This window comes from Bacillus sp. B.PNR1 (genome assembly GCF_030386235.1).
Lineage (GTDB): Bacteria > Bacillota > Bacilli > Bacillales > Bacillaceae > Bacillus > Bacillus stercoris.
Genome location: NZ_JANYMN010000002.1, coordinates 661,732 through 675,630 on the forward strand (window position 1 = coordinate 661,732; position 13,899 = coordinate 675,630).

At 44.0% G+C, this 13,899-nt stretch carries 12 protein-coding genes; 10 read left to right on the top strand and 2 right to left on the bottom strand.

Annotated features, from left to right (window positions below; translation table 11 throughout):
- Positions 1 to 3 precede the first annotated feature (3 nt).
- Both psdA and psdB read left to right on the top strand, forming a co-directional pair.
- Complete coding sequence (gene psdA, locus NZD81_RS14700; RefSeq protein ID WP_014665486.1) at positions 4 to 783, top strand: lantibiotic ABC transporter ATP-binding protein PsdA; 780 nt, start codon at positions 4 to 6, stop codon at positions 781 to 783.
- Complete coding sequence (gene psdB / locus NZD81_RS14705) at positions 758 to 2,698, top strand: lantibiotic ABC transporter permease PsdB (RefSeq protein WP_282373631.1); 1,941 nt, start codon at positions 758 to 760, stop codon at positions 2,696 to 2,698. The genes psdA and psdB overlap by 26 nt, the downstream gene beginning before the upstream one ends.
- A 36-nt stretch (positions 2,699 to 2,734) precedes the next feature.
- Here psdB and NZD81_RS14710 read toward each other — a convergent pair whose 3' ends face one another.
- Entirely contained in the window at positions 2,735 to 3,712 is a 978-nt protein-coding gene (locus tag NZD81_RS14710; RefSeq protein WP_081483646.1) for a 2-hydroxyacid dehydrogenase, read from the bottom strand.
- Between the two features lie 382 nt (positions 3,713 to 4,094).
- Between NZD81_RS14710 and NZD81_RS14715 the strand changes: the two genes are divergently transcribed.
- Positions 4,095 to 4,688, top strand: coding sequence for a beta-class carbonic anhydrase (locus NZD81_RS14715; protein ID WP_014665483.1), 594 nt, complete (start codon positions 4,095 to 4,097; stop codon positions 4,686 to 4,688).
- An 18-nt stretch (positions 4,689 to 4,706) separates the two neighbouring features.
- Entirely contained in the window at positions 4,707 to 6,299 is a 1,593-nt protein-coding gene (locus NZD81_RS14720; protein WP_069150375.1) for a SulP family inorganic anion transporter, read from the top strand.
- A gap of 27 nt (positions 6,300 to 6,326) precedes the next feature.
- Here the strand turns inward: NZD81_RS14720 and NZD81_RS14725 are convergent, their stop codons facing one another.
- Positions 6,327 to 6,647, bottom strand: coding sequence for a MazG nucleotide pyrophosphohydrolase domain-containing protein (locus tag NZD81_RS14725; protein ID WP_040081731.1), 321 nt, complete (start codon positions 6,645 to 6,647; stop codon positions 6,327 to 6,329).
- Between the two features lie 116 nt (positions 6,648 to 6,763).
- On the opposite strand from NZD81_RS14725, the gene NZD81_RS14730 reads away from it, so the two are divergent.
- From NZD81_RS14730 to mdxG, 6 genes are all read left to right on the top strand, one after another.
- Positions 6,764 to 7,339: an LOG family protein gene (locus tag NZD81_RS14730; protein WP_282373619.1), complete on the top strand. Its 576-nt coding sequence runs from the start codon at positions 6,764 to 6,766 to the stop codon at positions 7,337 to 7,339.
- Positions 7,340 to 7,534: 195 nt separating this feature from the next.
- Positions 7,535 to 8,485 (top strand): LacI family DNA-binding transcriptional regulator, encoded by a 951-nt coding sequence (locus tag NZD81_RS14735; RefSeq protein WP_282373616.1) that lies wholly within the window; start codon positions 7,535 to 7,537, stop codon positions 8,483 to 8,485.
- A gap of 112 nt (positions 8,486 to 8,597) precedes the next feature.
- Positions 8,598 to 10,367: a maltogenic alpha-amylase gene (mdxD, locus tag NZD81_RS14740; RefSeq protein ID WP_148343224.1), complete on the top strand. Its 1,770-nt coding sequence runs from the start codon at positions 8,598 to 8,600 to the stop codon at positions 10,365 to 10,367.
- 95 nt (positions 10,368 to 10,462) lie between these two features.
- Positions 10,463 to 11,716, top strand: coding sequence for a maltodextrin ABC transporter substrate-binding protein MdxE (mdxE, locus tag NZD81_RS14745; protein WP_227099300.1), 1,254 nt, complete (start codon positions 10,463 to 10,465; stop codon positions 11,714 to 11,716).
- A gap of 38 nt (positions 11,717 to 11,754) precedes the next feature.
- The gene (gene mdxF / locus NZD81_RS14750; protein WP_040081736.1) at positions 11,755 to 13,062 is read left to right on the top strand and encodes a maltodextrin ABC transporter permease MdxF; all 1,308 of its coding nucleotides are present in this window, start codon (positions 11,755 to 11,757) and stop codon (positions 13,060 to 13,062) included.
- Complete coding sequence (gene mdxG / locus NZD81_RS14755; RefSeq protein ID WP_069838662.1) at positions 13,063 to 13,899, top strand: maltodextrin ABC transporter permease MdxG; 837 nt, start codon at positions 13,063 to 13,065, stop codon at positions 13,897 to 13,899. It begins immediately after the preceding gene.

Here is a 13,899-nt window from a genome sequence, read left to right on the forward strand (position 1 = left end):
AACATGAACGTGTTGCAAACAACGAACCTATCGAAAACGTACTATTCAAATAAAGGGACAATCTCATATCAAGCGCTCAGCGGCTTTGATCTCAGTGTGGCAAAAGGAGAATTTGTCGGGATTATGGGGCCGTCTGGAAGCGGAAAAACCACGCTCCTGAATTTGCTGGCTACCATTGATAAGCCGACGCAGGGCGAGATGATGATCAACGGCATTCAGCCGAAAACGTTAAAGGACCAGGACCTGGCTATGTTTCGCAGAAGAGAACTCGGTTTTGTCTTTCAGGACTTTAATCTGCTTGATACGCTGACGATACGTGAAAATATTCTCTTGCCGCTCGCATTGGATAAGGTAAAGCTGAAAGAAATGGAAGCCCGTTTGGATGAACTGGCGGATACGCTGCAAATCAAGCATATTCTTGACCACCGGACATACGAGGTGTCGGGCGGGCAGCAGCAGCGGGCAGCTTGTGCCAGAGCGATTATTCACAATCCGGCCCTCATTCTTGCAGATGAACCGACAGGAAACCTCGACTCAAAATCGGCAAAGCAAGTGATGAACACGCTGGCTCAGCTGAATGAAGAAAAGGAAGCGACGATTTTATTGGTTACGCATGATGCCACAGCGGCAAGCTTCTGTAAACGGATTGTGTTTATTAAAGACGGACGTTTTTTTTCAGAGATTCACAGAGGAACAAACAGGCAGGTGTTTTATCAAAGTATATTGGATACCTTGAGTGTGTTGGGAGGCGATTTTCATGAATTTGAGAACCATCGCCCGTAAAAACATTCTTGGGAATCTGCAACGATATGTCGCCTACTTTTTAAGCTGTGTGTTTGCCGTTTCAGTGTTTTTTGTCTTCACATCTTTTATTTTTCATCCTGATGTCAATGAAGACAATATATATGGCGGAAGCCTTGTCAAAACATGCTTGAGTGCAGCTCTTGTCGTCATCATTGTGTTTTGTATATTTTTCATCACATATTCCAATTCGGCTTTTTTGCAGGCAAGAAAGAAAGAGTTTGGCCTGCTGACGCTGTTTGGGACATCAAAGCAGCAGCTTCGCAAGATGATTTATTATGAGCAATCACTCATTGCTCTTGCAGCGATTGCGGCCGGCATTGGAGCAGGTCTTTTATTTTCAAAACTGTTTTTTATGATCATGACATGGATGCTCAGCGTGAAGGTGCCGATTTCGTTTGCCATTGTACCGAAAGCGTTTGTGATGACAGCTGTCGGCTTTCTCATCCTGTTTCAGACGCTGCTCATTTTATCACTGGGGCGGATTCGGAAGCTGGAAATCATTGAACTGATTAAATCGGCCCAAAAGCCGAAAAGCCTGCCGGTCTATTCGAAATGGCTCACTGTGCTGTCTTTGCTTTGTCTTGGCAGCGGTTATTACTTATCTGCAACAGCCAATGCGATCGACATGATGTTTCGTGTCTTTCCAATTTTGATCTTAGTATTAATCGGGACGTATTTCTTTTTTACCCAAAGCAGTGTGGCGTTCTTCCGCATGCTGTACAGAAAGAAAAACAGCTTCTATAAAGGCACGAATATTATTGTGCGTTCCAACATGATATTCAGGCTGAAGGATCATGCACGCATGCTGTTTTTAACCTCTGTCATTACGGCGGTCATACTCACAGCTACAGGTGTCATCTATATGTTTTATTCCGATTTACAAACGCAGGAGGAGCAAAGCATTCCTCAGTCTGTTTCCTGGGTGGAAAAAGACGCGTCGCGATTTCAGGTCATGAAGCCTGAGACGGCTGAGCATACATTGAAAAAAGCTCATGCTGTTATCAAGTATAAGGTGGATACAACAGGGATTCCGGTCACTTTCCAATCCGATTTGCCGTATGGAAATAAGAAAATGGAAGCGGAAGCCTTGCTGATTCCAGCAAATATCTATAATCTAGTCGCAAAGGAAAAAGGGTTTCCAGTTATTCATTTACAAGAAAATGAAGCATTTATTAATGTTCCTTTTCAAATGATGGTGAAAGACACATTTGGAGAAGGGGAAACAGCGGCATTTCATATGAAGTCAGGAAAGACACTTTCCTACACAATGAAAAAGCAGCAAAACAAAGGGATATTGATGTCAGTCGATGGAGTCAGCCGTTTATTGGTCGTCAGCGAAAAGAGCTTTGACAGTCTGTCACAGAATGTGCCGCTGAAGGAACAGATGAGAGTGGTAGGTTATGAGCTTGAGCATTGGCAGGAGACGGTGGATGTCTCTGAAAAGCTTGAAAACATGGTGCCGAAAGAACATATATCTGATTTTCAAACGCGTGCTCCAAGCTATCAAATCGTGAAGCAGGGAGTTGCATTAATGCTGTTTATTGGTCTGTTTGTCAGCGTGCTGTTTTTTATCGTGCAAGGAAGCATGCTGTATTTGCGGATGTTTACAGAAATAGAAGATACAAGAGTGCAAGTTTTAGCATTAAAGAGAATGGGAATTACGGACAGAGAGATTCACTCGATCCTTGGAAAGCAAATTGGATTTTTGTTCTTCATCCCATTTATTGCGGGCACAATTCACGCCGGCTTTGCGTATGCTGCGTTAACCAATATGCTGAATTCCAACTTATTTTTTGAGGCAGTAATTGTCATCTTCATTTATTTTGTGTTCCAGGCTGTTTATTATATCGTTACCCGCCATATTTATAAGCGTGCTGTTCTTCAGCGTATGTAATATAAAATCCGGTCTGTATCAGACCGGATTTTTGATTTATTGAAATTCTCTTGTGAGATTTTTAGGTGTTTGTCCTTGAATGGCTGCGATCATATTTTCGGCAGCCTGTTTGCACATGTTGAAGCGCACTTTAGCTGTTGCTGAACCAATGTGCGGAAGCAACGTGACATTATCCAACTGGAGGAGCGGGTTATCTTGGGTAACAGGCTCTTTTTCGTATACGTCTAAGCCGGCTCCTCTGATCCAGCCTTCCTGAAGGGCGCGAATCAGCGCTTTTTCATCAACTGTCTTTCCCCGGGAAATATTGACGAAAATTGCTGAATCCTTCATCATCTTAAATTCACGTTCGCCTATCATATGGTACGTTTCATCTGTTAGCGGCGTAATGAGCAGAATAAAATCAGATTGCTCCAGCAATGTATCAAGCTCAGCGTACTTAACGCCGATGCTGTCTTCCGTTTCTTGTTTGCGATGGCGGTTATGATAAAGCACTTCCATATCAAAACCAAATTTGGCGCGTCTCGCTGCTTGTTCGCCAATTCTGCCCATGCCGATAATGCCTAACGTTTGATGATGAACGTCAATGCCGAAAAGCGCTTCCTCTTCAACGGTTCCCCATTTTCCCGCTCTGACAAAACGGTCCAGTTCGGCAACACGTCTGGCAGAAGACAGAATCAAAGAAAAGGCCAGATCTGCTACTGTGTCATCCAGTGTATAAGGTGTATGAGTACCGACGACGCCTCTTTCTTTCATTGCTTCTATATCGAAGTTATCGTAGCCTACTGATTGGTTGCTGACCACTTTGAGCTTTGGCGCGTGTTCTAGCAATTCACGATTGATTGACGGTCCGGACGTTCCTGACGTTAAAAGCCCTTCCGCATCTTTTAATTTCTCAAATAGCACATCACTCGGAAGCGTATCCTCCTGCCATACTTCATAACGGCAATGTTCACCGATGAATGCTTCAATCTCTTCAGGAATCGGTTTTGTGATAAATACAAATGGTTTCAACAAGGCTCCCCCTTTATTGCTGTTGTCCATTTTATTATATCGGAAATAAATAGATGTTAAAAATATGGCTGCGTCCATTTTGATTTCTGGTTCTTTTGAACTTAAAATGGAGATCGGACAGCTAAATTCGCTTAAAAAAGTTTTTTAATTATCAGAATTCACCTATATTTTTTGTCAGACAAATCATCAATATCGAGTTGGAGCCAGATTATAGGATTCAATAAATATAAATTTTATTATCTTTGAAAGATATAAATGTTTATGTTTTGATTCTACAGTCCAATTATAGTGTCTTTTTTTGAAAGCCTTTTCGCAGTGAATTCCTATGCTATAATTCCTTACTGTAAGCTGGGGAAGAAGGCTTGCAAAATCATATGGATGGGAGATGAATCAAATGGTTTCTTTAACATCAATTTTGGAACACAATCAGCGGTTTGTCAGAGAGAAGAAGTATGAACCGTACAAAACGACAAAGTTTCCTTCAAAAAAGCTCGTCATTGTCACTTGTATGGATACAAGGCTTACAGAACTTCTTCCGCAAGCAATGGGGCTTAGAAACGGTGATGCTAAAATTGTAAAAAACGCGGGAGCCATCGTTTCTCACCCATTTGGAAGCGTGATGAGAAGCATACTGGTGGCGATTTATGAATTGCAGGCTGAAGAGGTATGCATTATCGGCCATCATGAATGCGGAATGTCAGGACTGAATGCTTCCTCAATTCTTGAGAAAGCAAAGGAACGCGGAGTAGAGGATAGCTGCCTGAATTTGCTGACGAGCGCCGGACTTGATTTGAAAACGTGGCTGACCGGTTTTCACAGCGTGGAAGAGAGCGTTTCCCACAGTGTGAATCTGATCAAGAACCATCCGTTGCTACCGAAAAAGGTGCCGGTACACGGGCTTGTCATTCATCCTGAAACAGGAAAACTAGATGTGGTCATTAACGGTTATGAAACTGAGCTCATAAACACACATTTATAAGGGAGGTTATAGCAAAATATGCGATTCTCAGGGAGATTCAAGGGATACAATTTGCAGAAATTTCAGAAAGATTTAATTGCAGGTATCGTAGTAGGTGTCGTGGCAATTCCATTAGGGATGGCGTTTGCCATTGCCTCGGGAGTCGAGCCTGAATATGGGCTATACACTGTTGTTATAGCTGGGATTTGTATTTCTTTGTTTGGAGGATCTAAATATCAAATTGGCGGTCCGACGGGTGCCTTTGTCCCGATTCTTTTCGGCATTATCATGCAGTATGGCTTGGAAAATCTGCTGATTGCGGGGTTTATGGCAGGAGTGATGCTGGTGCTGTTCGGGCTGTTTAAGCTCGGAAAAATAATGAAATTCGTGCCGAAACCCGTTATCGTCGGTTTTACAGCCGGAATTGCCGTGCTGATCTTTACGGAACAAATCGCTAATTTTCTCGGATTGAGAAATGTTGAAAAACATGAGAACTTTCATCACAACATGTTTGAAATTGTGCAGCAGCTCGGCACCTTTAACGTGTATGCCATTTTGACAGCTGTGATCGGGCTTGTCATTTTGCTTGTATCCGCCAAAGTGATGCCTAAAGTGCCGGGCGCTTTGTTGGCGCTTCTTATTTCCACAGTGGTCGCGGTTGTCTTTTTCCCTGACCGCATGGCAACAATCGGGTCAACTTATGGAGAAATCCCCCGCCATTTGCCTGAATTTCAGTTTCCTGAGCTTACTCTGGATAAAATGGTCATGATGTTTCCGGCAGCGCTTGTCATCGCGCTTCTTGGAGGACTTGAGTCGATTTTGTCGGCAATGGTCGCTGATAACATGAAGGGCTCAAAGCATGACAGCAACAAAGAGCTTGTCGGCCAGGGGATTGCGAATATGGCAGCGCCCTTGTTTGGCGGAATCCCGGCTACAGGAGCGATTGCAAGAACGGCGACCAATATAAAAAACGGAGCGGTTTCCCCCGTTTCCGGCGTCGTTCACGGTGTAGTCGTTCTCCTTGTCCTGCTTGTATTCGCGCCTTATGCCTCCCATGTGCCGCTTGCCAGTATGGCACCAATTCTCATGGTGGTCGCGTGGAATATGAGTGAGCGCAAGGAAGTCGCAAATATGCTGAGACTGAAAAACGCTGATTCCTTTATTTTGGCGGCGACCTTCGCCCTCACGGTTCTGTTTGACTTAATCATCGGTGTGGCAACCGGATTGCTGCTTGCATTCGTGTTCTTTATCAGAAGAATGAGCGAAGCGACCCGCATCCACAATCAGGAATCGCATCCTGTTCTGGCGAAGAAAGAAGATCCATCTGTCAGCATGTATGCAATAGAAGGGCCGCTGTTTTTCGGATCAATTGATTCGCTTGAATCGTCATTGCTGGAGCATGTACAGAAAAAACCGAAAACCCTCATCCTGCTCATGAATAAGGTGCACTATATGGATACGTCAGCTGAAGCGGTGCTAGGGAACATTATGAATCGAATTAAGCGCCACAATGGAAAGCTGATGATTGTAGGATTACAATCGCAGCCGAAGGAGCTGCTGCATAAAACAGGCCTTTTTCACAAAATAGGAAAACAGCATTTCTTTGATCACCATGATGAAATCACAGGTTAAAAAAAGCGGCCATTGCGGCCGCTTTTTTTATGCATGCTCAAATCGTTTTGTCAGTTTTTCTTGGTGGGCCTTCATGACGTCTTCTAAAGAGACACCATACATATCAGCAAGAATGGCGATATTTCCGATGACATCTCCCATTTCTTCGATCAATTCTTGTTTTTTCTCGGCGCGTGACGATTCTTTCTCATCCGGCCGGTCTCTGCCAATTTCATACGCCCTCACAGCCCGGGCCAGTTCTCCGGCTTCCTCCATTAAAAAGCCGACCCGAATAAACGGCCCGTATTCTGTCCAGCCTCTTTTTTCGTAAAACTCTTTCATCCATTTTTCTGCATCAGCCAGCTGCAACATCATCACTCCTGCATTCTTTATGTATTTCATATTGATATTATCACATGAAGATGGGACAATATATAGTGTCTTTCGGGATATTTAACACGATATATAGATGCGGAGATGACAAGATGAAAACCATTTGTGTATTTGCAGGGTCAAACCCAGGGGGAAATGAAGCGTATAAAAGAAAAGCGGCAGAGCTTGGCACGTACATGGCTGAGCAGGGAATCGGGCTTGTCTATGGGGGCTCCCGCGTAGGCTTGATGGGCACGATTGCTGAAGCGATTATGGAAAACGGCGGAACTGCAATCGGGGTCATGCCGAGCGGTTTGTTCAGCGGGGAGGTTGTTCATCAAAACCTGACTGAGCTGATTGAAGTAAACGGGATGCATGAACGAAAGGCTAAAATGAGCGAGCTGGCGGACGGCTTTATCTCAATGCCGGGAGGGTTCGGTACATATGAAGAATTATTTGAAGTGCTTTGCTGGGCACAGATCGGCATCCACCAAAAACCAATCGGACTGTACAATGTAAACGGATATTTTGAACCGATGATGAAAATGGTGAAATACAGCATACAAGAAGGGTTTTCTAACGAATCGCACCTAAAACTGATTCACAGCTCGTCACGGCCGGATGAGTTAATTGAGCAAATGCAAAATTATTCTTATCCGATTTTAGAGAAAAAGTGGACGGAAATTTAAAAAAGAGCCTTTCTCGTGAAGGACGTATTTGGTCTAATTGCCGGGCAGATATTAAAAATCGAGTTTTTTAACAATGTGAGGTTTCCTGAAGGAAATCTCTTTTTTATTTCTCTTTTGCCTGTATTGTATATTTAGCAGTAATAGAGGACTTTTTCACTAGTTTGGATAATAAGCACAGATAAGGAGGGGATGAAAATGGCAACGTTGTCAGATGTGGCAAAAAAAGCTAATGTTTCGAAAATGACGGTATCACGAGTGATCAATCACCCTGAGACGGTGACAGATGAATTGAAAAAGCTTGTTCATTCTGCGATGAAAGAGCTGAATTACATCCCTAATTATGCGGCAAGAGCGCTCGTGCAAAACAGAACACAGGTTGTGAAACTATTGATTCTTGAGGAAATGGATACGACAGAACCATATTACATGAACCTGCTGACCGGAATCAGCAGGGAGCTGGATCGCAATCACTATGCTCTCCAGCTTGTGACAAGAAATTCTCTCAATATTGGCCAATGTGACGGCATTATTGCCACCGGCTTGAGAAGGACTGATTTTGAAGGTGTAATAAAAGCGTTTGAGAAGCCGCTCGTCGTATTCGGGCAAAATGAAATGGGCTATGACTTTATCGATGTGAATAACGAGAAAGGCACTTTTATGGCAACCCGACATGTGATGGGGCTGAGTGAGCGGGAGGTGGTCTTTTTTGGCATTGATTTAGATGAGCCTTTCGAACGTGCAAGAGAACAGGGGTATATACGGGCAATGAATGAAAGCTTTAAAAAGACGAATATGTTTCGGGTTGACAACAGTTCTACGAAAAGTGAAGGCCTTGCAAGAGAACTGCTGACATCCATGGACAATCAGGCGGCATTTGTCTGCGCATCTGATCGAATCGCGCTCGGCGTCATTCGTGCGGCACAATCGCTTGGAAAGCGAATTCCAGAAGATGTGGCGGTTACCGGGAATGACGGTGTGTTTCTTGATCGCATCTCCTCACCGCGGTTGACTACGGTCAGACAGCCTGTTGTTGAAATGGGAGAAGCCTGTGCGAAAATGTTGCTGAAAAAAATGAATGAAGACGGTGCAGCTCAAGGAAGCCTATTTTTTGAACCAGAGTTAATTGTACGAGAATCAACGCTGTAAGCGCCTTATTCTGTTATCGGTAACAGGGGGAAAAGGATTGTTCCTGCTATTCCGTCATGATACTTTCAAACTATGAGCCGGCTTCAATAACACAGAAATCAAAGGGGGAGACATGATGGAATATGCAGCGATTCACCATCAGCCATTCAGTACTGATGCTTATTCTTATGATGGGCGGACAGTGCATATCAAGATTCGGACGAAAAAAGATGATGCAGATCACATTCGCGTCATTTGGGGTGATCCCTATGAGTACAACGACGGCAGCTGGTCGGCAAACGAGCAGCCGATGAAGAAAATTGCCGCAACAGACGTGCATGACTATTGGTTTGCTGAAGTGGTGCCGCCATTTAGGCGTTTACAATATGCGTTTGTTGTAGCAGCCGATCATGAAGACATCTTTTTCGGAAGCTCGGGTGTATGCCCTTATAACGAAAAAACATTGGAGACGATCCATTATTATTTTAAATTTCCATTTGTTCACGAGGCTGATACATTTCAAGCGCCTGAATGGGTCAAGTCAACGGTTTGGTATCAAATTTTTCCGGAGCGTTTTGCAAATGGAAGAGAAGACTTGTCACCGAAGAATGCATTGCCGTGGGGGAGCAAGGATCCGGACGTCAATGATTTTTTTGGAGGGGATTTGCAAGGGATTGTTGACAAGCTTGATTATTTAGAGGATTTAGGGGTGAACGGCATTTATCTGACGCCGATCTTTTCCGCGCCTTCTAATCATAAATACGACACGCTGGATTACTTTTCTATTGATACTCATTTTGGGGATCCCGAGCTTTTTCGTACATTGGTCAGCCAGCTTCATCAGCGGGGGATGAGAATTATGCTAGATGCGGTTTTTAACCATATAGGAAGCGCGTCTCCACAATGGCAGGATGTCCTCAAAAACGGAGCTCAATCCCGCTATAAAGACTGGTTCCATATTCACTCTTTTCCTGTCAGAGAAGACAATTATGACAGGTTTGCTTTTACAGCTGATATGCCGAAGCTAAACACGGCGAATCCCGAGGTGCAGAAATATTTGCTTGATATTGCTTTGTACTGGATTAGGGAATTTGACATTGACGGCTGGCGTTTGGATGTCGCAAATGAAGTGGATCATGTTTTTTGGAAGACATTCAGGAAGGCTGTATCAGCAGAAAAGCCTGATGTTTATATTTTAGGTGAGATCTGGCATTCTGCCGAACCCTGGCTTAGAGGGGATGAATTTCATGCGGTGATGAACTACCCTTTTACAGAGCCTATGAATGAATACTTTGCTGACCAGACGATCCCAGCCTCACGTATGGCCCACCGTGTCAATGCACATTTGATGAATGGGATGAAGCAGGCCAATGAGGTGATGTTTAATTTACTGGATAGCCATGATACAAAGCGCCTTTTGACCAGATGCCGCAATGATGAGAAGAAAGCTCGCGCGTTGCTGGCCTTTATGTTTGCCCAGACAGGCTCACCATGCATCTATTACGGAACGGAAATCGGGCTGGACGGCGAAAATGATCCATTATGCCGGAAATGTATGGTTTGGGAAACGGAAAAGCAAAACCAGGACATGCTGCGATTTATGAAACGGTTAATTGCTTTACGCAAGCAGGAAAACACTTTGTTGACTGAAGGACATCTTGAGTGGAATCTGCTGGATGACAAAAATGATTTTATGAGCTTTTCGCGGACTCTCGATGAAAAAATACTGATTTATTTCTTTAATCAGGGGAATGCGGTTCAACACGTCAGTTTACGAGAATTGAATATTGAAAGGAATAAGAAAATCTGCGATGCATGGACAGAGCAGCCGCTTCATCATCACGACGTCATTGCCGTTCAGCCGGGGGAATTTTTGATTTTGAGTGCTGCCGCCCCAGTATAACATTCTGTTATCGGTAACAAATCGAAAGTTATTGTAACCGCTTTCTTCAGGACAATACAATTGTTATAGTTTCGTAAATAGAAGGGGGAAAAGAGATGATTCTTTTTAAAAAGGGGTTCGCCATATTGGCGGCATCATTTCTGGCAATCAGCCTTGCAGCCTGCTCAAGTTCAAAAAATCCAGCAAGCGCTGATGGCAAAAAGGTGCTGACTGTGTCTGTCGAGGAAACGTATAAAGAATACATTGAAAGCATCAAAGCAAAGTTTGAAAAAGAGAATGATGTCACAGTCAAAATTGTTGAAAAGCAAATGTTCGAACAGTTGGAAGCGCTTCCTCTTGATGGCCCGGCGGGTAACGCGCCTGATGTTATGCTTGCTGCATATGACCGGATCGGCGGTTTGGGACAGCAGGGGCATTTGCTCGACATTAAGCCCTCTCATACAAAGAGCTTTGGAGAGAAAGAAATGCAGCAGGTGACAGTTGACGGCAAAGTGTACGGAATGCCGCTAGTCATTGAGACACTTATTTTGTATTACAACAAAGATCTTTTAAAAACAGCACCCAAAACATTTAAAGACCTTGAAAAGTTAATGGAGGATCCTCGATTCGCGTTTGCTTCGGAAAAAGGAAAATCAACCGGATTTTTAGCAAAATGGACTGACTTTTATATGTCGTACGGCTTATTGGCTGGATACGGCGGATATGTATTTGGAAAAAACGGCACAGATTCCGGGGACATCGGCCTGAACAACAAAGGGGCTGTGGAAGCGGCGAAATATGCAGAGAAATGGTTTAAAACCTATTGGCCGAAAGGAATGCAAGACAATTCAAGCGCAGACGACTTTATTCAGCAGATGTTTTTAGAAGGCAAAGCGGCTGCGATCATTGGCGGACCGTGGTCAGCTGCCAACTATAAAGAAGCTAAATTGAACTACGGAGCAGCTCCCATTCCGACATTGCCAAATGGAGAAGAATACGCCCCTTTTGCCGGCGGGAAGGGCTGGGTTGCCTCGAAATATACAAAAGAACCCGAGTTGGCTGAAAAATGGATTGAGTATGCTGCAAATGATGCCAATGCTTACGCTTTTTATGAGGATACAAACGAAGTTCCAGCCAACACTGCTGCAAGGAAGAAAGCTGATGAGCAAAAGAATGAACTGACGTCAGCTGTGATTAAACAATATGAAACAGCAACGCCGACTCCAAATATTCCAGAAATGGCTGAGGTATGGACAGGAGCGGAAAGTTTGATTTTTGATGCAGCTTCAGGAAAAAAATCCACACAAACAGCAGCGGATGATGCTGTAAACACCATAAAGGAAAATATTAAAGAAAAGTATGTGAAATAAAACGGCGGGATAGCGTCCGGAGAATAGAGGGCGGAAAAATGAATAAACATCACACACTTGCAAAGCAAAAACGAAAGGCAGGGCTTTTATCGATCATTCCAGGACTTGGGCAGATTGCGAATCAGCAGTTGTCAAAGGGGCTCTTATTTCTTGCCATCACAGGCTTGTTTGCTTTTGAATTATGCGTTTTCGGTATTCAGGCGCTAACCGGATTGATGACATTGGGAAGTGTTGCCGGTGAAGACCACTCGCTGTTTATGCTGATTGAAGGCACGCTGCAATTGATCGTGACGGTGATTTTCCTCATGTTCTATATCTTTAATATTCATGATTCGCGTAAGACCGCCGCAATGAAAGCGGCGGGTTTGGAGATCAATACATCGGCCAAGGATATGCTCAGTTATGCGGGTGATAAAGGGTTTCCATATCTCTTTACACTGCCGGCATATATCATGATGGTATTTGTGATTATCTTTCCGGTTTTGGTGACTCTGTTTGTTGCATGTACAAACTATGATTTTTATCATATACCGCCTAATCATCTGATTGACTGGGTCGGTTTCAAGAATTTCTTGAATATTTTTTTCCTCGGCTCCTATCGTGAAACATTTGTAAATGTACTCGGCTGGACGGTCATCTGGACCATTTGCGCAACAACGCTGCAAATCATTTTAGGTATTGTGACTGCCCTTTTCGTCAATCAGGATTTTATCAAAGGCAAGCGGATATTTCGAATGATTTTCTTATTTCCATGGGCTGTTCCGGCGTTTATTACAATCATGAGTTTTTCCAACATGTTTAACGACAGCATAGGAGCGGTGAATGCACAGGTGATTCCACTATTCAATCATCTGCCGTTTGTTGAGCTGCCTGCGATCGCGTGGAAGACCGATCCTTTCTGGACAAAGACAGCCCTCATTATGATTCAGACGTGGCTCGGCTTTCCATATATTTATGTCATGGTAACGGGAGTGCTTCAGGCGATTCCAGGTGAATTATATGAAGCGGCAAAGATTGACGGGGCCACTTTTATTCAGCGTTTTCGGCATATTACATTTCCGATGATTTTATTTGCGACAGCACCCGTGATGATTACTCAGTATACGTTTAATTTCAATAATTTCTCGATCATCTACTTATTTAATGAGGGAGGGCCAGGCAGTGCGGGAGCCGGGGCCGGGTCGACCGATATCTTAATTTCGTGGATTTATAAACTGACAACAGGCACATCACCCCAATATTCTGTTGCGGCGGCTGTGACACTGTTAATTTCTTTCATTGTCATTGGAATTTCACTGATTGCTTTCAAAAAATCGAATGCTTTTGGCAATGAGGAGGTTATGTAGGTGAACGCGAGAACTGCCAGATTCCTTAGTAGAATCTGTACGTATTTGTTTTTAACGCTTTTAAGTATTGTCATTATATATCCGTTGCTGATTACGGCATCATCAGCCTTCCGTGTGGGGAATTCGGCGGCTTTTCAGCTCGATTTTTCGGGGGCTTGGACATTGGATCATTTTAAGCGGCTATTTGACGAAACGCTTTATCTCAATTGGTACAGCAATACACTTGTCATCGCGCTATCGGTTATGGTTTTGCAGGTTACAATCGTGACGCTTGCCGGGTATTCGTACAGCCGCTATCGGTTTGCAGGCAGAAAAAAGAGCCTGATATTCTTTTTAATCATTCAAATGGTGCCAACGATGGCAGCGCTGACTGCTTTTTATGTCTTGGCGATGCTGATAGGCGCACTCGATCAATACTGGTTTTTGACAGCCATCTATATCGGCGGCGGAATACCGATGAACACGTGGCTGATGAAAGGTTATTTTGATACTGTGCCAAGAGAAATTGATGAAGCCGCGCGAATTGACGGAGCGGGCCATCTGAGGATTTTCGCTTCGATCGTTCTGCCGCTTGTTAAGCCAATGCTCGCGGTGCAAGCGCTTTGGGCGTTTATGGCACCGTTTGGCGATTATTTGCTGGCAAAGTTTTTGCTTCGCTCACCGGAAAGGCTGACCATTGCTGTAGGGCTGCAGTCCTTTATTTCAAATCCGCAGCAGCAAAAAGTCGCTCTATTTGCGGCTGGTGCCATCCTTGCCGCACTGCCGATATGCGTTCTATTCTTTTTTCTCCAAAAGAACTTTGTGTCCGGTTTGACAGCCGGCGGAACAAAGGGGTAA

What these genes read in the sequence shown, in the direction of transcription:
- psdA (WP_014665486.1), top strand. Translation starts at nt 4, where the DNA reads ATGAACGTGTTGCAAACAACGAACCTATCGAAAACGTACTATTCAAAT.
- psdB (WP_282373631.1), top strand. Translation starts at nt 758, where the DNA reads ATGAATTTGAGAACCATCGCCCGTAAAAACATTCTTGGGAATCTGCAA.
- NZD81_RS14715 (WP_014665483.1), top strand. Translation starts at nt 4,095, where the DNA reads ATGAATCAAATGGTTTCTTTAACATCAATTTTGGAACACAATCAGCGG.
- NZD81_RS14720 (WP_069150375.1), top strand. Translation starts at nt 4,707, where the DNA reads ATGCGATTCTCAGGGAGATTCAAGGGATACAATTTGCAGAAATTTCAG.
- NZD81_RS14730 (WP_282373619.1), top strand. Translation starts at nt 6,764, where the DNA reads ATGAAAACCATTTGTGTATTTGCAGGGTCAAACCCAGGGGGAAATGAA.
- NZD81_RS14735 (WP_282373616.1), top strand. Translation starts at nt 7,535, where the DNA reads ATGGCAACGTTGTCAGATGTGGCAAAAAAAGCTAATGTTTCGAAAATG.
- mdxD (WP_148343224.1), top strand. Translation starts at nt 8,598, where the DNA reads ATGATGGAATATGCAGCGATTCACCATCAGCCATTCAGTACTGATGCT.
- mdxE (WP_227099300.1), top strand. Translation starts at nt 10,463, where the DNA reads ATGATTCTTTTTAAAAAGGGGTTCGCCATATTGGCGGCATCATTTCTG.
- mdxF (WP_040081736.1), top strand. Translation starts at nt 11,755, where the DNA reads ATGAATAAACATCACACACTTGCAAAGCAAAAACGAAAGGCAGGGCTT.